This is a genomic window from Polaribacter dokdonensis (assembly GCF_024362345.1).
GTDB lineage: Bacteria > Bacteroidota > Bacteroidia > Flavobacteriales > Flavobacteriaceae > Polaribacter > Polaribacter dokdonensis.
The window spans coordinates 59,888-81,705 of record NZ_CP101505.1 but is presented as its reverse complement, the minus strand read 5'-3'; the positions used below and the strand labels follow the sequence as shown (position 1 = coordinate 81,705).

At 28.7% G+C, this 21,818-nt stretch carries 25 protein-coding genes and 1 tRNA gene; 19 read left to right on the top strand and 7 right to left on the bottom strand.

Annotated elements, in window-relative coordinates:
- Positions 1 to 58: 58 nt before the first annotated feature.
- The 3 genes from LPB302_RS00380 to LPB302_RS00370 are packed head-to-tail and all read left to right on the top strand — an operon-like array spanning position 59 to position 2,146.
- Positions 59 to 790, top strand: a complete 732-nt coding sequence (locus LPB302_RS00380) for a hypothetical protein (RefSeq protein WP_053974378.1) — start codon at positions 59 to 61, stop codon at positions 788 to 790.
- Positions 762 to 1,592 (top strand): DUF3822 family protein, encoded by an 831-nt coding sequence (locus LPB302_RS00375; RefSeq protein ID WP_053974377.1) that lies wholly within the window; start codon positions 762 to 764, stop codon positions 1,590 to 1,592. The genes LPB302_RS00380 and LPB302_RS00375 overlap by 29 nt, the downstream gene beginning before the upstream one ends.
- Positions 1,592 to 2,146, top strand: a complete 555-nt coding sequence (locus LPB302_RS00370; RefSeq protein WP_053974376.1) for an RsmD family RNA methyltransferase — start codon at positions 1,592 to 1,594, stop codon at positions 2,144 to 2,146. The genes LPB302_RS00375 and LPB302_RS00370 overlap by 1 nt, the downstream gene beginning before the upstream one ends.
- Here the strand turns inward: LPB302_RS00370 and LPB302_RS00365 are convergent.
- The 5 genes from LPB302_RS00365 to LPB302_RS00345 are packed head-to-tail and all read right to left on the bottom strand — an operon-like array spanning position 2,143 to position 7,209.
- Positions 2,143 to 3,096, bottom strand: coding sequence for an AAA family ATPase (locus tag LPB302_RS00365; RefSeq protein ID WP_053974375.1), 954 nt, complete (start codon positions 3,094 to 3,096; stop codon positions 2,143 to 2,145). The two genes, LPB302_RS00370 and LPB302_RS00365, sit on opposite strands and share 4 nt — an antisense overlap.
- Complete coding sequence (locus LPB302_RS00360) at positions 3,096 to 4,475, bottom strand: peptidylprolyl isomerase (protein WP_053974374.1); 1,380 nt, start codon at positions 4,473 to 4,475, stop codon at positions 3,096 to 3,098. The genes LPB302_RS00365 and LPB302_RS00360 overlap by 1 nt, the downstream gene beginning before the upstream one ends.
- On the bottom strand, positions 4,441 to 5,289 hold the full coding sequence (locus LPB302_RS00355) for a hypothetical protein (RefSeq protein WP_053974373.1): 849 nt from the start codon (positions 5,287 to 5,289) through the stop codon (positions 4,441 to 4,443). The genes LPB302_RS00360 and LPB302_RS00355 overlap by 35 nt, the downstream gene beginning before the upstream one ends.
- Entirely contained in the window at positions 5,289 to 6,923 is a 1,635-nt protein-coding gene (locus tag LPB302_RS00350) for a peptidylprolyl isomerase (RefSeq protein WP_053974372.1), read from the bottom strand. The genes LPB302_RS00355 and LPB302_RS00350 overlap by 1 nt, the downstream gene beginning before the upstream one ends.
- A gap of 4 nt (positions 6,924 to 6,927) precedes the next feature.
- Entirely contained in the window at positions 6,928 to 7,209 is a 282-nt protein-coding gene (locus tag LPB302_RS00345) for a DUF493 family protein (protein ID WP_053974371.1), read from the bottom strand.
- 139 nt (positions 7,210 to 7,348) lie between these two features.
- Here LPB302_RS00345 and LPB302_RS00340 point away from each other — a divergent pair, with 139 nt between their 5' ends.
- The 5 genes from LPB302_RS00340 to LPB302_RS00320 all read left to right on the top strand — a co-directional run bounded on the left by LPB302_RS00340 (position 7,349) and on the right by LPB302_RS00320 (position 11,828).
- The gene (locus LPB302_RS00340) at positions 7,349 to 7,900 is read left to right on the top strand and encodes an AAA family ATPase (RefSeq protein ID WP_053975331.1); all 552 of its coding nucleotides are present in this window, start codon (positions 7,349 to 7,351) and stop codon (positions 7,898 to 7,900) included.
- Positions 7,894 to 9,786 (top strand): RecQ family ATP-dependent DNA helicase, encoded by a 1,893-nt coding sequence (locus LPB302_RS00335; RefSeq protein ID WP_053974370.1) that lies wholly within the window; start codon positions 7,894 to 7,896, stop codon positions 9,784 to 9,786. Before LPB302_RS00340 ends, LPB302_RS00335 begins: the two co-directional genes overlap by 7 nt.
- Before the next feature lie 4 nt (positions 9,787 to 9,790).
- On the top strand, positions 9,791 to 10,735 hold the full coding sequence (gene fmt, locus LPB302_RS00330) for a methionyl-tRNA formyltransferase (protein ID WP_176966486.1): 945 nt from the start codon (positions 9,791 to 9,793) through the stop codon (positions 10,733 to 10,735).
- A 186-nt stretch (positions 10,736 to 10,921) separates the two neighbouring features.
- A complete protein-coding gene (locus LPB302_RS00325; protein ID WP_015479825.1) occupies positions 10,922 to 11,194 on the top strand; it encodes an HU family DNA-binding protein in 273 nt (90 codons plus the stop codon).
- Between the two features lie 76 nt (positions 11,195 to 11,270).
- Positions 11,271 to 11,828 carry a YqgE/AlgH family protein gene (locus LPB302_RS00320; protein WP_053974368.1) on the top strand — a complete coding sequence of 186 codons (558 nt, stop codon included), beginning with the start codon at positions 11,271 to 11,273 and terminating at the stop codon, positions 11,826 to 11,828.
- Here the strand turns inward: LPB302_RS00320 and LPB302_RS00315 are convergent.
- Both LPB302_RS00315 and LPB302_RS00310 read right to left on the bottom strand, forming a co-directional pair.
- Positions 11,825 to 12,658: an aminotransferase class IV gene (locus tag LPB302_RS00315; RefSeq protein ID WP_053975330.1), complete on the bottom strand. Its 834-nt coding sequence runs from the start codon at positions 12,656 to 12,658 to the stop codon at positions 11,825 to 11,827. The genes LPB302_RS00320 and LPB302_RS00315 overlap by 4 nt on opposite strands.
- Positions 12,659 to 12,762: 104 nt before the next feature.
- Positions 12,763 to 13,146 (bottom strand): START-like domain-containing protein, encoded by a 384-nt coding sequence (locus LPB302_RS00310; RefSeq protein ID WP_053974367.1) that lies wholly within the window; start codon positions 13,144 to 13,146, stop codon positions 12,763 to 12,765.
- Positions 13,147 to 13,254: 108 nt separating this feature from the next.
- On the opposite strand from LPB302_RS00310, the gene LPB302_RS00305 reads away from it, so the two are divergent.
- From LPB302_RS00305 to LPB302_RS00255, 11 genes are all read left to right on the top strand, one after another.
- Positions 13,255 to 13,328 (top strand) — tRNA-Met (locus LPB302_RS00305).
- Between the two features lie 108 nt (positions 13,329 to 13,436).
- Positions 13,437 to 14,732, top strand: a complete 1,296-nt coding sequence (locus tag LPB302_RS00300; protein WP_340780754.1) for a tyrosine-type recombinase/integrase — start codon at positions 13,437 to 13,439, stop codon at positions 14,730 to 14,732.
- Positions 14,732 to 15,697 carry a hypothetical protein gene (locus tag LPB302_RS00295; protein ID WP_053974365.1) on the top strand — a complete coding sequence of 322 codons (966 nt, stop codon included), beginning with the start codon at positions 14,732 to 14,734 and terminating at the stop codon, positions 15,695 to 15,697. The genes LPB302_RS00300 and LPB302_RS00295 overlap by 1 nt, the downstream gene beginning before the upstream one ends.
- Before the next feature lie 207 nt (positions 15,698 to 15,904).
- Positions 15,905 to 16,108, top strand: coding sequence for a hypothetical protein (locus LPB302_RS00290; protein ID WP_053974364.1), 204 nt, complete (start codon positions 15,905 to 15,907; stop codon positions 16,106 to 16,108).
- Positions 16,101 to 17,135, top strand: a complete 1,035-nt coding sequence (locus LPB302_RS00285) for an AAA family ATPase (protein ID WP_053974363.1) — start codon at positions 16,101 to 16,103, stop codon at positions 17,133 to 17,135. The genes LPB302_RS00290 and LPB302_RS00285 overlap by 8 nt, the downstream gene beginning before the upstream one ends.
- Before the next feature lies 1 nt (position 17,136).
- Positions 17,137 to 17,337, top strand: coding sequence for a hypothetical protein (locus LPB302_RS00280; protein WP_053974362.1), 201 nt, complete (start codon positions 17,137 to 17,139; stop codon positions 17,335 to 17,337).
- 29 nt (positions 17,338 to 17,366) lie between these two features.
- Entirely contained in the window at positions 17,367 to 18,299 is a 933-nt protein-coding gene (locus LPB302_RS00275; protein ID WP_053974361.1) for a DUF6371 domain-containing protein, read from the top strand.
- Positions 18,300 to 18,420: 121 nt separating this feature from the next.
- A complete protein-coding gene (locus LPB302_RS00270; protein WP_231658718.1) occupies positions 18,421 to 18,738 on the top strand; it encodes a DUF6660 family protein in 318 nt (105 codons plus the stop codon).
- 82 nt (positions 18,739 to 18,820) lie between these two features.
- Positions 18,821 to 20,974 (top strand): TonB-dependent receptor, encoded by a 2,154-nt coding sequence (locus LPB302_RS00265; protein WP_422903159.1) that lies wholly within the window; start codon positions 18,821 to 18,823, stop codon positions 20,972 to 20,974.
- Positions 20,975 to 20,976: 2 nt separating this feature from the next.
- Positions 20,977 to 21,390, top strand: a complete 414-nt coding sequence (locus LPB302_RS00260; protein WP_053974358.1) for a Fur family transcriptional regulator — start codon at positions 20,977 to 20,979, stop codon at positions 21,388 to 21,390.
- Positions 21,391 to 21,446: 56 nt separating this feature from the next.
- Entirely contained in the window at positions 21,447 to 21,809 is a 363-nt protein-coding gene (locus LPB302_RS00255; protein WP_053974357.1) for a DUF3703 domain-containing protein, read from the top strand.
- Positions 21,810 to 21,818: the final 9 nt, after the last annotated feature.

Below are 21,818 nucleotides of genomic sequence, written 5' to 3'. Positions count from 1 at the left end.
TTTTATCATTGAAAAAAAATTGTAGATTTGCGTTAATACTATTAAAAACAAATTTATAATGAATTTAATACTAATGATTTTAGGAGCTGTGTTAGTAGCAGTTCTAATAGCTTATGTAATCGTTAAATTTTTACCTCTAAACTTAAGATGGATTCCTTCTATTTTACTTTTAGCATTGGCAGGATTCTTGGGTTATCAAATTTATGGCGGAATTATGGAGCCAATTAAATTTAACAAAGAAAAAGTAGTGAAGTATGCAGAAGTTGTTAATAGTTTAAAAATTATTAGAGATGCAGAAGTAAAATATTACGAAGTTTATGGTAAATACACTAAAGATAAAGCTGGTTTAATTCAGTTTGTAGATACTGCTCAATTAGCATTAACCGAAACTAAAACTATTGTAGAGCAAGTTAATAAAGGTGGTGGTATTATTGTAGATGAAGAGAAAAGAGTAACAGATACTATTGGTTATGAACCAGTAATTAAATACTTTAAAGATAGAGACTACAAAAACATGTTTAAAGTACCTGGTGTGCCAAATACTGAGTTTGAACTAGAAATAGGTGAAGTAGAAAAAGTACAAGGTTTAATGCAACCAACATTCAGAGCTAGAACTCCTAAAAGAGGAATTTTAGATGGTATGAATGAGTCTTTAGTAAAACAAGAATTAGAAGCAATTGAAACAGACCAAATTAAAGGTGAGTATGTTTCTGTTGGATCTTTAGAAGAAGTAACTACTGGAGGTAATTGGCCACCATCATATGACAGGAAAATTGCAGATAAAGAATAGTACAAAATCTTTACAGAACACAAAACATTTAGCATTATCCATCCAATTTAGTTTGGATGGATTTTCTTTTTGTATCACAAATTCTGACACAAAAGAATCGCTATATTTATCTAATTACGACTTTGAAGAGACACTAAAAACACCTCAAAGTTTATTAGATAACATAAAACGTATTTTTCAAGAGAATAAACATTTGCAGTATGATTTTGATAGTATAGAAGTAATACACGAAAATCATTTATCTACAACTGCACCAACTGAATACTTTGATAAAAACTCATTAGCTTCTTACCTAGATCTTTCTGTAAAAATATTTAAAAATGATTTTATTGCTTTTGATAATATAGAAAAACTTGCAATTCATAATATTTATATTCCTTACGTGAATATTAATAATTATCTGTTTAATAGCTTTGGAGAGTTCGAGTACAAGCATCATCAAACTGTATTACTAGAAAAGTTAATAAAACTGCCTAGTAAGGATGAAAAATTGATGTATGTAAATGTATCTAAACATCATTTTGATGTTGTTGTTTTAGAAGCTAAAAAGCTGATATTTCTAAACTCTTTTAACTACGAAACCAAAGAGGATTTTATATACTACATATTATTTACAGCAGAACAATTAGAACTAAATCCAGAAAAATTTAATTTACTATTTAGTGGAGCTATCTCTGAAGAAAGTGATGTTTATAAAATAACTTATCAATTTATTAGAAACGTAGACTTTCTAAAAAACACCAATGCTATTTTTAAAAGTTTAGATTTAGCACAACATACTAACTATACTTTATTAGGATAATGAGAATAATATCAGGAAAACTCAAAGGAAGGCGTTTAAAGGCACCTAAAAACCTACCTGTTCGTCCTACAACAGATATGGCTAAAGAAGGTTTGTTTAATGTTTTAAACAACACTTATTACTTTGACAGCATAGATGTAATTGATTTATTTTCGGGAACTGGTAATATTAGTTACGAATTTGCCTCTAGAGGAACTAAAAACATTTATGCAATAGATGCCAACCATAATTGTATTAGATATATTTACAATACTGCAAAAGAGTTAGATTTAGACATAAACACCTACAAAAGTGATGTCTATAAATTTTTAGAGAAAACCTCTTTGCAAGCAGATATCATTTTTGCAGATCCACCTTATGACTTTACTACTGAAAAATTCTTAGAAATAGTAGAATTAGTATTTAAAAACAACCTTTTAAAAGAGGAAGGTGTATTAATTGTAGAGCACTCTAAACATACAGATATCTCAGAACATGAAAATCATGCTTTTGATAAAAGATATGGAGGAAATGTATTTAGTTTTTTCGAAAACCCTTCTGTTGAAGAGGACTAAAGCAAAGATTCAATAATAGTCTGTATTGTAATACCTTCTGCTTCTGCTTTATAATTCTTAACAATTCTATGAGATAAAATTGGCACAGCTACTGCTTTCACGTCTTCAATATCTGGAGAATATTTTCCATTAATAGCTGCATGTGCTTTAGCCGCTAAAATTAAATTTTGAGAGGCTCTAGGTCCTGCTCCCCAATCTAGATAGTTTTTCACCAATTCTGTTGCTGCTTTAGACTTAGGCCTTGTTTTACCTACCAAACCAACAGCATATTCAATAACATTATCGGTTACAGGAATTTTACGAACCAAATCTTGTATGGCAATAATTTCATCACTTGATAAAATTGCATTTACAGAAGTCATTAAATTACTTGTTGTTGCTTTAACCACATGAACTTCTTCTTGAAAAGAAGGATATTCTAAATGAATAGAAAACATAAATCTATCTAATTGAGCTTCTGGTAAAGGATAAGTTCCTTCTTGCTCAATAGGGTTTTGTGTTGCCAAAACAAAGAAAGGTAAATCTAGTTTATAATGATTGTTAGAAACAGTTACTGAACGCTCTTGCATTGCTTCTAAGAGCGCTGCTTGTGTTTTAGGTGGTGTTCTGTTAATTTCATCAGCCAAAATAATATTAGAAAATATTGGGCCTTTAATAAATTTAAACTGTCTGCTTTCGTCCAAGATTTCACTACCTAAAATATCTGAAGGCATTAAATCTGGAGTAAACTGAATTCTTTTAAAATTTAAGCCTAAAACATTAGATACTGTATTCACCAAAAGTGTTTTTGCTAAACCAGGAACTCCTATTAACAAAGAGTGTCCTCCACAAAAAATGGATAATAATGTAAAATTTACAGCCTCTTCTTGCCCAACAATTACTTTACCAATTTCAGACTTTAGAGTATTGTATTTTACTACTAAATCATTTACAGCTTTAACGTCAGACATTATTTACCTGTTTCTTTTTTCCAATTTTTTTCGAAAGTACATTTTCTGTGCTCATCAGACATTTTAATATATGTATCTGAGATTTTCTCTTTCGCCCATTTCGTAATTGCTTCTTCCTTTTTCTTAGCTAAAGCCAATTCTTGCACTTTTACATAATCGTTAACTAAATCTGCAGTGTGTGTATTAGTTCTGTCTCTCATCACAATAAACTTATACATCTTTTCACCACTTCTATTTTCGTCAAAGAAAACGTCTGTTAGTTCACCTTTTTGCAACTCTGCAACTCTAGCATATAATGCAGGATCCATTCTTGTTAAATCCCAAGTATTTTCTCCAGTGTATGGATTCATTAATAATCCATCATCATTCTTAGTTTCTTCATCATCAGAATATTTTCTTACAGCTTCTGTAAAAGTGATTTTTCCTGATTTGATGTCATTAGCTATTTCTTCAGCTTTTGCTTTTGTTTCGCTCAATAAAGATTCAGGAACATTAGGTTGCATTAAAATGTGAGATGCAATTCTCATGTTTCCTTTAATTTCATGCAATTGCATTAAGTGATAACCAAAGTCTGATTTAAATGGTTTTGATACTTGACCAACATCTAAAGAAAACGCCATTTCTTTAAACTCTTTAATAAATTGAGATTCTTTAGTAACCTCATATCTACCACCATTGCTTGTAACTCCTGGATCGTCAGAGTTTATAATTGCCTTCATTTTGAAGTTTGCACCATCTTCAATTTGTTGCTTAATCTCATTCAACTTATCTATAATTCGCTGATTTTCTTCTTCAGTTGGTTTTGCTTTTATGACCAATTGCGCCAATTCTATTTCAGCAGAAAATTCTGGCAGCTCACCTGCATTTTTTAAACCCACATAATATAAACGTACTTCTTCTGGGGTAACATCTATCTTATCTGTAATTTTTAATTGTTCTTTTTCGATAAGTACATTTTCTGATTGTACAGAATATAATTCTTTTTTTAAATCATCTAAATCATTAAAACCATAAGCTTTTATAACTTTATCTACAGAACCAAATTGTTCTGTAAAAAAAGCAACACTTCTTTCTACTCTATTAGAAATTTCTTCATCAGAAACTGTTACACTATCAATAACTGCATGATGTGCTAGTAATTTCTGTTGCATTAATTCTTCTAACATTTCACAATCAGAAATTTTAATTTTACCTTCAGATCTTACTTCTACTTCTTGCTTAAATTTTTCTATATCTGAATCTAAAACAATATTTTTACCAATAACAACTGCTACACCATCAATCTTAACTTGGGCTGATGTATAAGTGCTTGCTAGTCCAAAAAAAGCGACTAACATTGCAGTTTTAATAAATTTTAAGATTGTTGTTCTTTGTTGCATCTTGTACTAAAATTTTTTCTATATCTCTTATTAATTCGATTTTACGTCTGTGCAAAATCATTTGTTTTATGGTAGGTTTAATATAGCTTAAAGGTGCTGTATCGTTTCTAACTAAAACATCTTTTATGGTCACCAAATATAAACCTAATGAATCTTGTTTTTCAAGGAATTTAGTTTTATTTAACAGATTTTCTTTAGAAAATGGCAGTTTTAACAAAACCTTATCTAAAGGAGTCCAAACAGAATCGTTAAACTGATAATTCTTAAAACTCAATTGCTGTTTTTCTAAAGCCTCTAAATCTTCTATATCATCAGATTTAAATAACTTTGTCAATTCTTTTTTATTGATGATATTATTATCTAAATGAAGGTATTTGATTTTTAATAACTCTTCATTCAATTTAAAATTCTCTTTGTTTTCTTCATAAAATTTAGCAATTTCTTGCTCTACAATAGCTGTATCTAATTGTTGTTTTATGAGTCTTTCTTTATAATTATTGATGAGTAAACTCTGTTTATAATCTCTTACTAAAGCTTCAATATTTGTTATTTCTTCTAAAGAGCTACTACTCTCAGCATTTTTAAGCAACAACTGTTTTATGGCCCAATCGTTTATGTAACCCTTAACTAATATTGTACTATCCTCTTTACTTATATTCTTAGGTAAAAATTTTCTTAAGTCTTCTCTAAATAGTTTTTCGGTATTTACAATTGCTACAATTTCTGAGGCTGTTGCTTCTTTTTCTTGCACTTCTAGATAGTCGCAAGAACTGAAAAGCGTTAAAAATCCGACAAAAATTAGAAATCTCTTCATTAGTCTTTTCTGTAATATTTAATCAGTTTTTTCAGTTGCTTTTTATTAACCTCAATAGCTGTTTTATTCCTTAAATCTGTAATCCAAAGCTGTTCTAAATGATTTTGATAATCATTCATAACCTCTCCTTTTATTTTGTTCAACTCTTTATTATTGTACTTTTTTAAATTACTAGAATAATAATTTTTGAGTCCTAAAGTATCTTTAGATGCTTTATCCCAAATTTTTCTTTGCATCAACTCAAACAGCAATAAACCATCTTCATATTCTTGCAGAATATGTGCAAAATCAGGCTCTGTTTTTTCTAGATTATTCTTGTAATATTCTAATATTTCTTGATCTTTAAAATCATTAAACAAATCAAAAACTGGCTTATTATTTCTTCTTTTGATATACTTTACAAAATCGGCCTGGGTATAGCTTTTTTCGTTAATTTCTAAAATTTTCATTTGTAAAGAATCAATTGCAATATTCCTTAAATTAACAACATTAAAAATTTCTTTAGCTTCTGAAAATTCTTCTATTTTGTACTCTTTTTTCAATTTATTTACAACTGCCTTTTCTGAAAGTTGCAAGCGATCACTAGACCTAATTTTACCAGTGAGTTCTTTCTTCATTTCATCAAAAGATTGTACAGGATGTTTTTTAATCAATTGAATTATATGCCAACCAAAACGAGTTCTAAAAGGTTTAGAATATTCGCCTTCCTTAGTTAAACTGAATGCAACTTCATCAAAAGGTTGCACCATAACTCCAGAACCAAACCTTCTTAACTTTCCCCCTTTAGATTTAGAACCAGTATCATCTGAATATTTACGAGCTAACATTTTAAATTGCTCGTCTTTTTCTAAACGGTTATACACAGTATTAATTACTTCTTCTCCTTTAGCTGTTTTATCTGTAATTAAAATATGAGCAACCTCTACTTCTCCTCTTGAAGGTCTAAACCCATCAACCTTAAGAATATGATAACCAAACCTAGTTCTAAAAGGCATAGAAACATCATCCTTTTTAGTATTGTAGGCAGCATTCTCAAATGGATATACCATTTTAAAAGCTGAAAAATAACCTAAATTACCTCTGTTACCCACTCTACCAGATTTTGCATCTGCTCTAGCAGACTCATCTTCTGAAACTTCTTCAGCTACTTTTTCGAAATCTTCACCTTTTAAAATTCGGTTCCTAATTTTCATTATTTTCTGATAGGCTTCTAAAGTATCTTTAGGTGTAGCTGCTTTTGGTGTTCTAATTAAAATATGCTTGGCTTTTACCTCATTCTTAGTTCTAAAATAAGCATCTTTTACCAACAAACTTACATAAGCAGAATCTTGCATATAAGGTGCTGCAAGCTGATTTCTATATGTTTTCATCTCTTTTACATAAGATGATAAAGTATCTAACTTTATAGAATAAGCTTCCTTTACTTTTAATTTGTAATTGATAAATAAATCAAGGTTTTTTTCTAAATCTTTAGCTTCTTCATTATCAATTGCATCTAAGTTTTTCTCATATACTCTTTTAAATTCAGAAACCATAATTTGCTCATCATCTATTGTGATTAGCACTTTATCTTTCTTCTGTGCTGTAATTACAGAAGTTAAACCCATTAAAAATAATAAGATTAGTTTTTTCATAAACCTATAATGATATAATACCTTCTACTTCTTCCACTTTCCTATAGTAACTGATGACTTCGTCTGCGCTACTTAATTTTAAAACTATAGAAATACTAATATATTTTCCTGTTTTAGATTTCTTGGTTTTAATTACTGCGCCTTTATTATCAAATACCTCCTGTACTTCTTGTTGCTGACTGCCATCTGCAGGCACAATAAACTTGTACATATAATCTGCTGGAAATTGAGTAGTATCTTTTAACTGCCCTTTTAACTTTATATAGAATGCTTTTTTATCGCTCATAATTGTATATTCTACTTACTATTTGCAAATAGTAGGCCACAAAATTACGTTAAAAATTAGATTTATAATGCGAATGATTTATTTTTGTAAATTAAGCACTATTCTTAAAATCAAAAATAATAATTCTAAGCTAAATTTTTTGAAAAATAATCAACTAAAAATTGTTTTAATAGGTGGTCCAGGCACTGGAAAAACTAGTGTTTTAAATGCTTTAAAGGAAAGAGGTTATTTTTGTTTAGAAGAAGTTTCTAGAGCAGTTACTCTGCAAGCCCAAAAAGATGGTATAGACCAACTTTTTTTAACTGAGCCCTTACTGTTTAGTAAAAAGCTTTTAGAAGGCAGAGAACAACAATTTTTAGAAGCAGAAAACAGTAAGAAAAATTTGGTGTTTTTTGATAGAGGAATACCTGATGTTAAAGCCTATTTAGATTACTTTAAGAGTGATTACCCATCTACTTTTACAGAAAAGAATAAAGAATACAAGTACAACATTATCTTTCACTTTGCTCCCTGGAAAGAAATCCATGTTACAGACAATGAAAGATATGAGTCTTTTGAAGAGTCTATAAAAATTGATCAATATTTAAAAGAAGCTTATTCTTCATTAGGCTATAAATTAATTGATGTTCCATTTGGATCAATTAAAGATCGTACTGATTTTATTATTAATTCGCTTTCTAGTGAATGTTAAACTCATCTAAAGAAATATTAAAAAAGTACTGGAACCATGATAGTTTCAGAGAACCTCAACAACAAATTATTGAAGAAGTTCTTCAAAAAAATGATGTAATTGCATTATTACCAACAGGTGGAGGTAAATCTATTTGTTTTCAAATACCTGCATTACAAATGGAAGGTGTTTGTATTGTAATTTCTCCTTTAATTGCTTTGATGAATGATCAAATAGCAAATTTAAAAAAGAGAAACATTAAAGCCACAACCATAAAAACTGGTGCATCAAATAATGAAATTATTACACTTTTTGATAATGTGAAATTTGGAAATTTCAAGTTTCTCTACCTATCACCAGAAAGATTACAATCTCAATTGGTACAACAAAAAATTAAAGAGTTAAATGTAAACCTAATTGCTATTGATGAAGCTCATTGTATTTCTGAATGGGGCCATGATTTTAGACCCTCCTATAGAAACATTTCTCTTTTAAAAGCTATAACTAAAGATGCTAAATGTATTGTATTAACAGCAACAGCAAATAACAAAATCATAAACGATATTGCAAATACCCTCAATTTAGTTCAACCAAAAGTATTTAGAAAATCTTTTTACAGAGATAATTTAGCTTATCAGGTTTTTGATGTACAAGATAAATTACTGAAGCTTATACAGATTTTTACAAAAACAAAAAGACCTGCTATTGTTTATGTAAATTCTAGAAAGAAAACAAAAGATATAGCAGCATTTCTAAATGCAAACAATTTTAAAAGTAGTTTTTATCATGGAGGACTATCTACAAAAGTTAAAGAAAATGCTTTTCATAATTGGTTAGTAGAAACTACTCCAATTATGGTTGCTACAAATGCATTTGGAATGGGAATTGACAAATCTAATGTAGGTATCGTAATTCATTTCGATTTGCCATTTTCAATCGAAAATTACATTCAAGAATGTGGAAGAGCAGGTAGAGATGAGAAAAAATCATTTGCTGTATTACTAAAAAATGAGAGTGATATTTTAATGTACAAAGAGCAGGTTAAAAAATCGATTCCAAGTTTAAAAGAAATTAAAGAAGTACATCATAAATTATATCAATATTTTAGAATTTCTCTTGGTGAAATTAAAGACGAATTTTATAGATTTAATCTGTTAGAATTTTCTAAATTATATAATTTTTCTGCAATAAAAGTAGATACAATTTTAAAAATTTTGTCAAATAACGGCATTATAACTCTGTCTAACACTTACAGTCAAAAATCTACATTATTCTTTAAAACAACAAGTAAAAACGTGCTTTCCTACACCATAAGGAATATCTATACTAAAAAGTTTATCAATTCATTATTAAGAACTTATTCAGGGTTATTTGAACAAGAAGTTAAAATAGATGAATTTCTAATCGCCAAAAAGAATAATATTACCTCGAGTAAAGTAAAAGAAGAATTATTGCGTTTACAACGAGATGATTTAGTAGAATACAAGCAAGTTGAAACCGATTTAGAAATACAATTTCTAGTTCCTAGAGAAGATGATAAGACTATTAATTTAGTATCAAAAAATGTTGTAAAATTTCTTACACAAAAAGAAAAAAAATCAAATGATTTTTTAGCTTATGTTTCTAATAATTTAGTTTGCAGAAACATTCAATTATTGAATTATTTCGAAGAAAATTCTGCTAAGAAATGTGGTATTTGTGATGTATGTTTATCTGAAAAAAAGAAAGAGAAACTAAATATTTCGAAAGAAATCATTTCATTATTAAAAACAAAAAACAGCTTAAATTCTCAAGAAATTAATCAACATATTAAGGCAAATGAAAAAGACATTTTAATACATTTGCGTCAATTAATCTCAGACAATATTATCGCAATTAATTATCAAAATAAATATCAATTAAAATAGAATTATGAAAGATTTACGAATTGTTTTTATGGGTACTCCAGATTTTGCAGTTACAATTCTAAGACATTTAGTAGAGCATAATTACAATATAGTTGGTGTTATTACTGCTGCAGATAAACCTGCAGGTAGAGGAAGAAAATTAAACGAATCTGCAGTTAAGAAATATGCTGTTTCACAGAATTTAACCGTTTTACAACCAACTAATTTAAAAAGTGAATCTTTTTTGGAAGAATTAAAACTTTTAAATGCTGATTTACAAGTAGTAGTAGCATTTAGAATGTTACCTAAAGCTGTTTGGCAAATGCCAAAATTAGGTACTTTTAATCTCCATGCTTCATTGTTACCAGAATATAGAGGTGCTGCCCCTATTCATTGGGCAATTATTAATGGTGAAGAAAAAACTGGAGTAACCACATTTTTTATTGATGAAAAAATTGATACTGGAGAAATTATTCTTCAATCATCAATTATCATTAAGGATGATGAAACTGTTGGATCTTTACATGATAGGTTAATGTACCTTGGAGCTAACTTAGTATCAGAAACTGTCGATAAGATTGAAGAAGGTGAAATTAAGACTAAAAAGCAGCCAGATTTAGAGGAAAAACAAGCACCTAAATTATTTGCTGAAAATACGCAAATTGATTGGAGCCAACCTTTATCTATAATCTACAATAAAATTAGAGGTTTAAATCCTTTTCCTGCTGCTTGGACAATAATTCAAAATAATGAAGAGCAGTTAAAAGCTAAAATCTACGAAGTAGAAAAAGTTAAAGAAGATCATAATTATAAAATAGGGAAACTAATAACCTCTAAAAGTGAACTTAAGGTAGCAGTCACTGATGGGTTCATCATTATAGATCAAATTAAAATTGCTGGTAAGAAAAAATTAGATTCCAAAAGTCTATTAAATGGTTTTCAATTTTCTGAAAACGCTAAAATGCTTTAACCCCTTTATTGACAAGGTTTATAGAGATTTTCTAATTTCCTAGCTACCTTTATTAACAATTTAAGTGTATTTATTAACAAATACCTACTTTTTAGGGGTCGTAATTTGCGTAGGCCCTTAATACGTATATATTTGTTAAGCTTATTAGCAAAAAATAAACAATTAATTTTTAAAAATCTATTTATTATGAACAAGTCAGATTTAATCGACGCAATGGCTGCAGACGCAGGAATTTCTAAAGTAGCAGCAAAAGCAGCATTAGAATCTTTTACAGATAATGTAACTTCTGCTTTAAAAGGTGGAGATAAAGTTGCTTTAGTAGGTTTTGGAACTTTTTCAGTTTCTCATAGAGCTGCAAGAAGTGGTAGAAACCCTCAAACTGGTAAAACAATCCAAATTGCTGCTAAAAATGTAGCTAAGTTTAAAGCTGGAGCTGGATTAAGTGATGCTGTAAACTAGTTTACAGAATAAATTACAAATTAAACTCTCTTTTTAAGGGAGTTTTTTTTTTGCTTAAATTTAGTTACATTTACTTATGTCGCATTTAGAACCACTTAAAGGTAGATTATTAATTGCAGAACCTTCTATATTAAATGATAGCTCTTTTAACAGGGCTATAATTTTAATTACAGAATATACAGAAAGTAATTCTGTTGGCTTTATACTTAACAGACCTTTAGACTATGTTCTAAAAGACTTAATTCCTGATATTGAATCTGATTTTACAGTTTATCAAGGAGGACCTGTAGAACAAGATAATCTTTACTTTGTGCATAAAGTACCAGATCTTATTCCTGATAGTATTGCAATAAGTGATGGGATATTTTGGGGAGGAAATTTTGATTCTTTAAAACAACTTTTGAATAGTGGTGAATTGTCTGCAACAGATATTCGTTTTTTCTTAGGTTATTCTGGTTGGGGCAAAAACCAACTTAAAGACGAGATTAATATCAATTCTTGGTTCATCTCTGAAAACAACATTAAAAATATTTTTTCAGAAAATGAAGACACTTTTTGGCGCAAGAAATTGTTAGAAAAAGGAGGAGATTACAAATTATGGGCTAATGCACCAAATGACGTTTCTCTAAACTAATTTGAGGTAAATTCTAATACATTTAAACTTTTTGCTATTTTATTTCCAAATTCAGTTTTAAACGACTTCTTTTTATAATTTGTAACGGGCTGAATCCCTATAATAGCATTAGTTATAAACACCTCGTCTGCTTTTTGAATTTCAAAAGGTGAAATAGTTGTTTCTTCTAAAATATAATTATCATTCTTAGAAATAATTTCAATTACTTTCTTTCTTACAATACCTTTAATACAACCTTCATTAAGACTTGGTGTTTTTACAACATTATCTTTTAAAACAAATATATTTCCGTTAGAAACCTCTACAACACCTTTTCTTTCGTTAATTAAAACACAATTATCTAAGTCATTTTCTTTGGCGTAAATGCTAGCTAAAGTATTTACCATTCGATTATTTGTTTTCACTGTAGACAGTAACCCAGAATAGTTATAAAAATCTTTAAAAACATCTATTTTATAATTCTCTTTTGTTATGTAATTAATTGAATTTACTTGTATAGTGTAGTCAATTTCATTAGTAATTGGAGTGTATAAGCCACCATCTTTTCTAAATACATTAAGACGAACTCTACTTAAATCACTATTATTATTTTCTTTAACTGTTTTAAGAATTTCCTGTTCTAAATATTCTAAAGTAAATTTTAAAGGAATTTTCATTCTTAGCATCCTCATAGAAGCCATTAATCTAAAATAATGATCTTCCCAAAAAACAACTTTATTTTTGAAAATTTTTATAGTTTCAAAAATGGAATCACCGTATTTAAATCCTCTATTCTGAATTGAAATATTCAAATCTTCTTCATTAAGTAATTTCCCATTATAATTAACCATCATCTAAATTTTTAAAAATGCAAAATTAAGCTTTTTCAAAAAGAATATATAAAAAAACTCAACCTTTAAAGGTTGAGCTGTATAGGCTATATTCTAAATAAATTTTAAGCTCCAATAGTGTGCTTTAATTCATCAATTTGATTTTCCCAAAGTTGTTTTGCTTCCTCTACCTCATCTTCATCTTCTGCAAAATCAGTTATTATTAAAGAAACATCTTTAGTTAACGGGTCAACTTGAATTTTAATTTCAAAAAAACTTTCATCATCTTCACTCTCCAGCCATTTAAATCTAATTCGTTCTTCAGACTTTTTAGTTATCAATTCTGCTTGCTCTTCTGTACCATCCCAACTAAAGGTATATATTTTTCCCCTAGAATTAACTGTATCTGCAAACCATTCTTGTAAATTAGATGGTGATGAAATATACTGATATAGCATATTTGGAGACGCATGAACAGGTATTTCTATTTCGTATTTTACTTTATCCATTTTATAAAAAGTTAATGCACAAGATAAGTATTAATTTGAAGAAAAAAAATTAAAACCACAACTTGCCAGTATGCAAAAATCGATTATATTTGCATCCTCAAAGTCGATGGCGAGGTAGCTCAGTTGGTTAGAGCGCAGGATTCATAACCCTGAGGTCACGGGTTCAAATCCCGTCTTCGCTACAAGTTTAAACTAGATAAAACAACGAATTGTGTCTCACAATTCGTTTTTTTATGCCCTCATTTTATTTACTTTTACAAAGAGTACACGATATAGTACACGATTCACCTATGAAAATGAAATATTCTGATCCAAAATTCTACACTGGTGGTGTAGATATATCCAATTGGTCTAAACTCTCATCAAAAACTAAGAAGGAAGCACTACTTAAGAATTGGTACGTTTATTATTCTTTTAGAAATCCAGAAACAGGTAAATTGGTAAGACAAACTAATATAAAAGCTGGTGTAAACACCTATAAAAGCAAAAAAGATCGATTATACATTTTAAATAAAATTAAAAAAGGTTTGATCATTCTATTACAAAAAGGATACAACCCGTACCAAGAGAATGAAGAATTAATTGAATTTTTCGAAAAACAACTTTCAATAAAGGAAGAGAAAATAACAGATGTGACGAGCTCCTCTAAAAAAGAAATAAAATCCGATATAAATAACACCCTACCTACTCATACTATTGAAGATGCTTTCAATCTAGGACTTAAAATAAAATCAAAAGTCCAAAGTGCTACTTCCTTTAAAAACTTTAATGGAAGAATTAATAGGTTCAAAAAGTGGTTGGAAGAACAAAGTATAAAACCAAAAGATGATATCTCTAGCATAAATAAAAAAAATGTAATTCTATATTTAAATAGTGTATTGCAAACTTCAAGCGCTAGAAATAGAAACAATACTCGAACTGATATTAGTTCATTATTTCAAACGTTAGAAGACAATGAGATTATAAAAGATAATTTTGTTAAAAAAATAAATATTCTAAAATCTACTCCAGAAAGAAATAAGACTTACACTCCTACTGAGCTTAATGAAATATTTGATTACCTAAAAAACACTAATAAGATTTTACATCTATTTGTTCAATTTGTTTCTTATAATTTTTTGAGACCAATTGAAGTTTGCCGACTAAAAGTAGGAGACATTGATATCATTGATAAGAAAATTTATGTAAGGGCAAAAAATCAACCCGTCAAAATAAAAATAATTCCTACTATAATCATTGATCAGTTGCCAGATCTTAAAAAGCTAAATCAAAATGATTTTTTATTTACACCCAATAAAATTGGTGATCAATGGGCTACTACTGAAAATAATAAGAGAGATTACTTCACAAAACAATTCAAAAAAGTAAAAGATCATTTCGGATTAGGTAAAGAATATGGTCTATATAGTTTTAGACACACTTTTATAACCAAATTATATAATGAAATGTCTAAGTCTTATTCACCCTTTGAAGCTAAAAGCAAACTAATGTTGATAACTGGTCATAAAAGAATGGAAGCTCTCGAATTATACTTAAGAAAAATAGATGCAATACTTCCTGAAGATTATTCAAATTTATTAAAATAATGAAAATACATTTTTACAATACTTTACCATTATCAATTTATGAAACAAATGATTTAGTAAGAATAACTGAATATATAATTAATAAAAACTATGGTAATAAGTATATCTCTCATGAATCCTCAGGAGTATTTGAAGAAACTAATAAATTAGGAGAGTATCGTATTAATAAAAGTAATAAGCAGGTTAAAGAAAAGTTTATTTATAACAATGCTATTTCACAAGAGTTTTATAAATATTTACTTAACCATTACAGTGCAGGACTTGGAAATAATATTTTATTTAATCTTGATTTAGAAGAAGATGTTTTTGGACTTGATAAAAATGAACGTAAAAAGATTGGTTTAAAATATTTTAATTTTTATTACAATAAGGTTCCAAACAAAATAGGCTTGAAATTCAAGTTTGACGAAAATCGTCAAGTTGTACCAAACACAAAATTTGAGTACCTAAAAAGATATCAAGAAACTTTAATTAATAATCTGGATTATGAGCTTGAATTAATAATACCATTTTTAGCTGGAGATAATAATTACTACAATAAAAATTTATTCGATAATAATACTACTATCAAAAATATATTTGAATTTGAAAATAATTTAAAAATCTTAATAGAATTAAATAATCAATTCAAGTTAGAGGAAAACAATGTATTTGCCACCAAACCAATTTCTAAAATAATCTACCAGAAATACGCTGAAAATTTTCATTCTCTAAAACAAGTAGAGTTCATTGAAAATCAAATTTTAAAGACAGAAAAAATTAATAGAGCATTTGCTATATGTTTATATGATTTCTTCAATAATGTTCTATGTATAACAACGCCTTCATCGAAAGTATTTGGAGAAATTATAAACAGTTATTTCAATTTTAACTTTAGTACTCTAAAGTTGAATGGAAATGAATCAAACACCCATAGAAATAGGGTCAAAAAAATCAAAAAAGATTGGGACAATTTCAGAAATTAGAATCCATTTTTTAAAATTTCCCACAAAAAGGAAAATTTCCCACAAATTTCCCACAAATTTCCCATCCTACTTCCCTTTTTTAAACTTTATGTTATTCCAATATTGCACCTAGTTAAATACTGTTAATTAGGTAGTTGCCCATTGGTATGCTTTCATTATTCTTTTTAGCATGTATTTATAAGTATTAATTTATAAAATAAAAGAAGAATGAAAACAACAATTAACATTCGAATTAACTCAAGATTAAAAGATGATCTTGAAATCATCGCAGATGAGAACAACCAAAACATTTCAAAATTATTAAGAGAGATAATATATGAATACACAGATGACTATTTTTCCGAAGAACTAGAAGATATTGTTATTGAATGTAATCCAACATCAACCAATAAATATTTTGACCATGAGTAAAGAAGCAATACAAAATATTAGTCAAGATATATTTCATAATGAAAGTTTATTACAAAAAAATAATAAGGATGTAAATTCTCTAATTATCAATGATGCAAATTCTTGGATAAATAATGCAAAAAGCAGACCTATTCCTAAAATGCTATTTAGTGAACTTTGGTATGAAAATGAATTATGTATACTATTTTCAGACACCAATTTAGGAAAATCCATATTAGCTGTTCAAATAGCCGATAGTTTGAGTTATGGTGTTTCAATTAATGGTTTCAAATTAGAATGTGCACCACAGAAAGTACTTTTTTTAGATTTTGAATTATCTGATAAGCAATTTGAAAATCGATATGCAGAAAATTTTACCAATCATTATCAGTTTCATCATAATTTTCTTCGAGCAGAATTAAATACTGAAGAAACTCTACCAAGTAATTTTAAGAATTACGAAGAGTATTTATGTGCAACCCTTCCTGTTTATATTGAAGAAACACAGGCTACTATCTTAATTGTTGACAACCTCACATTTTTAAGTGCTGAAAACGAAAAAGCAAAAGACGCTTTGGTTTTAATGAAAACTTTAAAACAACTTTCAAAAACTAAAGGAATATCAATTTTAGTTTTAGCACACACACCTAAAAGAGATGATTCTAAACCAATTACAAAAAATGACTTAGCTGGTAGTAAAATGCTAATGAATTTTTGTGATAGTTGCTTTGCTATAGGCAAAAGTTCTCAAGACCCTTCATTTAGGTATATCAAGCAATTGAAACAGCGAAATACAGAGCACATCTATCATGCAGAAAACATTATACTTTGTAGTATAGATAAAGCAACAAACTTTCTAGAATTTTGTTTTGAAGAATTTGATTTAGAAAACAATCACCTCAATACAAATAACACTATAAACAGTAATGAAATAAATGAGCAAATTAAACTGCTTATTTCTGAAGGACTTAGTAATGTGAAAATTGGTGATAGATTAAGTCTAAGTGAAGGTGCAATAAGAAAAAGAAGAAAAAAACTAGGTATTTAATATGTTAGCTTCTGATGTATATGTAATTGCTAAAGCTCTTCAAGAAGAAGAATTTACAAAGCTATTTCATATGCTCAAAAGCGAAATGAATAAGAAAAACATTAACATAAAAGACAAATTGCCAGATTTCGCTGATAATGATGCAATTAGATATTTAATAGAGAATGTAGTAAAAAAAAGTCGTACCAATCGTACTAAATAATTGGTACGATTGGTACGAATAGAAATAATATGAGTAAAAATTACAAATACAGCTTGGATCCATCAAGTAAGAAGTTTTTATGCCCTAATTGCAATAAAAAAACATTTGTCAAATTTATTGACAATGAAACTATGCAATACTTAAATCATATAGATGGTAGATGTGATAGGGAAAGCAAATGTGGTTACTTCAAAAATCCTTCAAAAAATTGTATCGTTAATAATGCAAGTATTAATCATGTTGCAACGCAGCCAACGTTTCACAAAACAACAGTTTTACAACAGTTTTCTAGTATAAATCAACAAGATAACAACAGTAGGCAACAGATTAATATCGTAAATAACGGCATCAACAACATAAAGCAACAAAATAATTTTATTACTTATTTACTTAAACATTATGATCCAACAAAAGTATTACAAGCAATTAATAAATTTCAATTAGGCACCACAAATTACTGGAATGGTGCAACAGTATTCTGGCAAATTGATTCCCAAAACGTAATCCATGGTGGTAAAATTATGTTATATGACAGAAATACAGGCAAAAGAGTTAAGAAACCTTATAATAGGATTAGTTGGATTCATAAACAAATGAAATTAAAAGACTTCGTATTACAACAATGCCTATTTGGATTACAAAACATAAACAACATCGAAAAAGGTAATACAATTTGTTTAGTAGAATCAGAAAAGACTGCTGTAATAATGAGTATTGTAGAGCCAAAAGTCCTTTGGTTAGCAACAGGCAGTAAGTCTAATTTCCAAAAAGAATTACTAAACCCCTTAAAAGAATATAATGTTATAGCATATCCAGACAAAACTGAATTTGATAAATGGAATAAAGTTTCAAAACAATTAAATTTAGAAGGTTTTCACATTCAATGTAGTACTATTCTAGAGACCTCAAATATTGAAGATGGTGGAGATTTGGTTGATTTAATTAATTCGGAACAGTATTAGGTTTTCATTTATAAGCAATAATTCACAATCATTTGCAACTTATGTAATTCTTGTAGTTGATTGTATTTCATACCAAACATTTGCACAATCATTGCATAAGTATTTGTCTATCTTTGTAACAGTGAAAAATGTAACAATTATATTATCATTATTAATACTATTGCTTTCGGCAAAGCCTTGTTCTGATGGTCAAAATTTAGAAGACCAGCATCAAGATGAAATAAGTATGAACCACAATCACCAAGAAGATAGTGATGACACCTGTCCAAGTATATGTATTTGTAATTGTTGTGGTATGTCAATAACTTATGAGCCTTTAGCAACATTTGAGTTATTAACTTTCAATAAAATTTCTACAAAATTAATATCTACTTATCGGTCGATTTATAGATTTGATTTCCAATCTAATATTTGGCAACCGCCAAAAGTAATAAGCTAAATTATTACGTTTATAAAATCAATTATTTAGTTAATATTACAATTTAAATTCAATGAATAAATACTTATTGAGCATAAAGCTCATGCTATTATTTTGCCTTTCAATTAAGGCACAAACAAACGATATACAAATTAAAATTGTCACTGAAGAAAACGAGCCCTTAATGGGTGCTACAGTTTACTTTGAAACATTAGAAAAAGGAGCAGTAACCAATTTTGATGGTATTGCAGAGTTTACAAAAATCCCAGATGGTCAGCACCAAATAATCATTTCATTTTTAGGTTTTGAAACATTTGAGACTTCAATTCAAATTCCAAGTAACACAGCATTAATTTTTAAATTAAAAGAAGGAGCCAGTCAATTAGAAACCATTGTAGTGCAATCCACTAGAAGTACAAGAACAGTAAAAAAAATACCAACACGTATCGAATTTATAGGAGTTGAAGAATTAGGAGAAAAAGCAATAATGAACCCTACTAATATTTCTATGGTGCTTCGTGAAAGTACAGGAATACAAATGCAACAAACTTCATTAAGTAGTGGTAACACCAATATTCGTATTCAAGGATTAGATGGAAGGTACACACAACTTTTAAGAGATGGTATTCCATTGTATGGTGGTTTCTCAAGTGGGTTAAGTATTTTACAAATACCACCTTTAGACCTACAACAATTTGAAATTATTAAAGGAAGTTCATCAACTCTTTATGGTGGAGGTGCTATTGCAGGTTTAATAAATATGGTATCCAAAACGCCAGAATTTGAACCTGCTTTAGACATAATGCTAACACAAACACAAGCATTAGGAAGTACAGCCAATGTATTTTATAGCAAACGGAATGAAAAATTCGGTGTATCACTATATGGCTCTGCTCATTATCAAAAAGCATACGACCCTGAAGGTGATGGCTTTAGTAATTTGCCAAAGACAACTTCAATTTCTTTTAACCCTAAACTGTTTTATTATCCATCAGAGAATACAACAGTTTGGTTTGGTTTAAATGGTACGTATGATGATAGAATTGGTGGTGATATTAATAAAATTGAAAATGGTGAAGAGGGTATTCATCAATACACAGAAGAAAACAATTCAAAACGATTAAGCAGTCAATTGGTATATCAAACGCAATTAGATGCTGTTAGTTCATTAGAGTTTAAAAATAGTGTCTCTTTTTTTGATAGGAATTTAACAGTTCCCGATTTTAATTTTGATGGAAAACAAACAAATACGTTTACTGAAATTACATATAATACAACATCAGAAAAAACGGATTGGATAATTGGCGCTAATCTATATACCTCAAATTTTGATGAAAATGATAACTTACCATTACAAAGAGACCAAAAAGATGTAACCTTTGGTGCATTTGCCAATAATATCTATGACTTATCAGATAATTGGATATTGGAAACAGGATTAAGAGCAGATTACAATACTGATTTCGGTTTCTTTCCACTTCCTAGAATTTCATTACTCTACAAAAATGATAATGGTTTTTCAAGTAGAATTGGTGGAGGTTTAGGGTATAAGATTCCAGATATTTTTACAGAAGAAGCAGAATATATCAACTTTGAAAATGTACTAGGTATAGATAAGTCTACCACCAATGCAGAACGTTCTTATGGCGTTAATTTTGATTTCAATTATCAAACGCGACTATCTGATGAGATTGGTTTTTCTATAAATCAATTATTTTACGTGACTGCTATTAAAGATGGATTGCTTTTAAATTCAACAGATAACGGTTTATTTCAGTTCGAAAATGCAACAGATGAAATCTTGAGTAAAGGAGCAGAAACAAATATTAAATTTACCTACAAAGATTTTAGATGGTTTTTAAACTATGCACTTATTGATACCAAACTAAATTATTTACCTGGTAATCCACAGAAACCATTAACTGCAAAACATAATGCAGGTAGTGTTTTGATGTACGAATCTGAAAAATGGCGAATTGGATATGAAACCTTTTATACTGGCAAACAGTTTTTATCTAATGGTACAGAAACCACAGACTTTGTAACTATGGGTTTATTGGTAATGCGTAACTTTAAATTAGGAAGTGTATTTGTAAATTTTGAAAATTTTACAGATAGAAGACAAAGCAGGTTTTCACCTTTGGTTTTACCACCACACGAAAATCCTGTTTTCCCAGAAATATATGCGCCAACAGATGGTTTTATATTTAGTGTAGGCCTTATTATTAAACCATTTGGTAACAAAGAACAAGATTAATTATGAACACTATAGAACAATTATTAGAGTCAAAACAAATACGTATTACAGCAATGCGTTTATTAATTTATAAGTTTCTTGCTGAAAATAATGTAGCAGTAACCTTAAGTGATATAGAAAATGCTTTTGAAAAAGCAGATAGAACTACCTTGTACAGAACTATTAAAACTTTTGAAGAAAAAGATATAGTACATCAAATAGACGATGGAACTGGAATTACCAAATATGCATTATGTGAACAAGGATGTAATTGTGATATAAAAACCGATTTACACCTACACTTCCATTGTAACAATTGCAATGAAACTATTTGCCTAACAGATCATAAAATACCACAAATTAAAGTGCCTGATGGCTTTGTTTCAGAAAATGTAAATTTTGTGGTAAAAGGTATTTGTGATAAATGTAGTAGATAACAAATGCACTTCCATTGCACTTACTATTGTACTACTTTTATCAAAAATTAGTAGATATGAAGTTTAATACTAAAATACCTAAACACCTTAAACAGGCCTATAACAAAGAATTAAAACAATACAAACTCTGTTTAGAAAATAAGCAGTTTGGTAATGCTTGGTTTCATTTAGAACGTAGTCATGTAATAGGTCAATCTTATCCTATAGAACATACCTATTCACATTGGCTAATGCTAAAGTTTGGCTTTAGACAAAAAGATACTAAAGAAATATTAGGTCAAATTATTAGGCTTATTGTTGGTGGTTGGAAATCATTTATTAATCACGTTCCACTTGGTAATACAGGTGGTGCAAACGTACCACCATTAAAGCGAATGCCTATTCCAAGTGATATTGAAAAATTATTTAAAATATCTTAAAATCAATAA

What these genes read in the sequence shown, in the direction of transcription:
- LPB302_RS00380 (WP_053974378.1), top strand. Translation starts at nt 59, where the DNA reads ATGAATTTAATACTAATGATTTTAGGAGCTGTGTTAGTAGCAGTTCTA.
- LPB302_RS00375 (WP_053974377.1), top strand. Translation starts at nt 762, where the DNA reads ATGACAGGAAAATTGCAGATAAAGAATAGTACAAAATCTTTACAGAAC.
- LPB302_RS00370 (WP_053974376.1), top strand. Translation starts at nt 1,592, where the DNA reads ATGAGAATAATATCAGGAAAACTCAAAGGAAGGCGTTTAAAGGCACCT.
- LPB302_RS00365 (WP_053974375.1), bottom strand. Translation starts at nt 3,096, where the DNA reads ATGTCTGACGTTAAAGCTGTAAATGATTTAGTAGTAAAATACAATACT.
- LPB302_RS00360 (WP_053974374.1), bottom strand. Translation starts at nt 4,475, where the DNA reads ATGCAACAAAGAACAACAATCTTAAAATTTATTAAAACTGCAATGTTA.
- LPB302_RS00355 (WP_053974373.1), bottom strand. Translation starts at nt 5,289, where the DNA reads ATGAAGAGATTTCTAATTTTTGTCGGATTTTTAACGCTTTTCAGTTCT.
- LPB302_RS00350 (WP_053974372.1), bottom strand. Translation starts at nt 6,923, where the DNA reads ATGAAAAAACTAATCTTATTATTTTTAATGGGTTTAACTTCTGTAATT.
- LPB302_RS00345 (WP_053974371.1), bottom strand. Translation starts at nt 7,209, where the DNA reads ATGAGCGATAAAAAAGCATTCTATATAAAGTTAAAAGGGCAGTTAAAA.
- LPB302_RS00335 (WP_053974370.1), top strand. Translation starts at nt 7,894, where the DNA reads ATGTTAAACTCATCTAAAGAAATATTAAAAAAGTACTGGAACCATGAT.
- fmt (WP_176966486.1), top strand. Translation starts at nt 9,791, where the DNA reads ATGAAAGATTTACGAATTGTTTTTATGGGTACTCCAGATTTTGCAGTT.
- LPB302_RS00325 (WP_015479825.1), top strand. Translation starts at nt 10,922, where the DNA reads ATGAACAAGTCAGATTTAATCGACGCAATGGCTGCAGACGCAGGAATT.
- LPB302_RS00320 (WP_053974368.1), top strand. Translation starts at nt 11,271, where the DNA reads ATGTCGCATTTAGAACCACTTAAAGGTAGATTATTAATTGCAGAACCT.
- LPB302_RS00315 (WP_053975330.1), bottom strand. Translation starts at nt 12,658, where the DNA reads ATGGTTAATTATAATGGGAAATTACTTAATGAAGAAGATTTGAATATT.
- LPB302_RS00310 (WP_053974367.1), bottom strand. Translation starts at nt 13,146, where the DNA reads ATGGATAAAGTAAAATACGAAATAGAAATACCTGTTCATGCGTCTCCA.
- LPB302_RS00300 (WP_340780754.1), top strand. Translation starts at nt 13,437, where the DNA reads ATGAAAATGAAATATTCTGATCCAAAATTCTACACTGGTGGTGTAGAT.
- LPB302_RS00295 (WP_053974365.1), top strand. Translation starts at nt 14,732, where the DNA reads ATGAAAATACATTTTTACAATACTTTACCATTATCAATTTATGAAACA.
- LPB302_RS00290 (WP_053974364.1), top strand. Translation starts at nt 15,905, where the DNA reads ATGAAAACAACAATTAACATTCGAATTAACTCAAGATTAAAAGATGAT.
- LPB302_RS00285 (WP_053974363.1), top strand. Translation starts at nt 16,101, where the DNA reads ATGAGTAAAGAAGCAATACAAAATATTAGTCAAGATATATTTCATAAT.
- LPB302_RS00280 (WP_053974362.1), top strand. Translation starts at nt 17,137, where the DNA reads ATGTTAGCTTCTGATGTATATGTAATTGCTAAAGCTCTTCAAGAAGAA.
- LPB302_RS00275 (WP_053974361.1), top strand. Translation starts at nt 17,367, where the DNA reads ATGAGTAAAAATTACAAATACAGCTTGGATCCATCAAGTAAGAAGTTT.
- LPB302_RS00265 (WP_422903159.1), top strand. Translation starts at nt 18,821, where the DNA reads ATGCTATTATTTTGCCTTTCAATTAAGGCACAAACAAACGATATACAA.
- LPB302_RS00260 (WP_053974358.1), top strand. Translation starts at nt 20,977, where the DNA reads ATGAACACTATAGAACAATTATTAGAGTCAAAACAAATACGTATTACA.
- LPB302_RS00255 (WP_053974357.1), top strand. Translation starts at nt 21,447, where the DNA reads ATGAAGTTTAATACTAAAATACCTAAACACCTTAAACAGGCCTATAAC.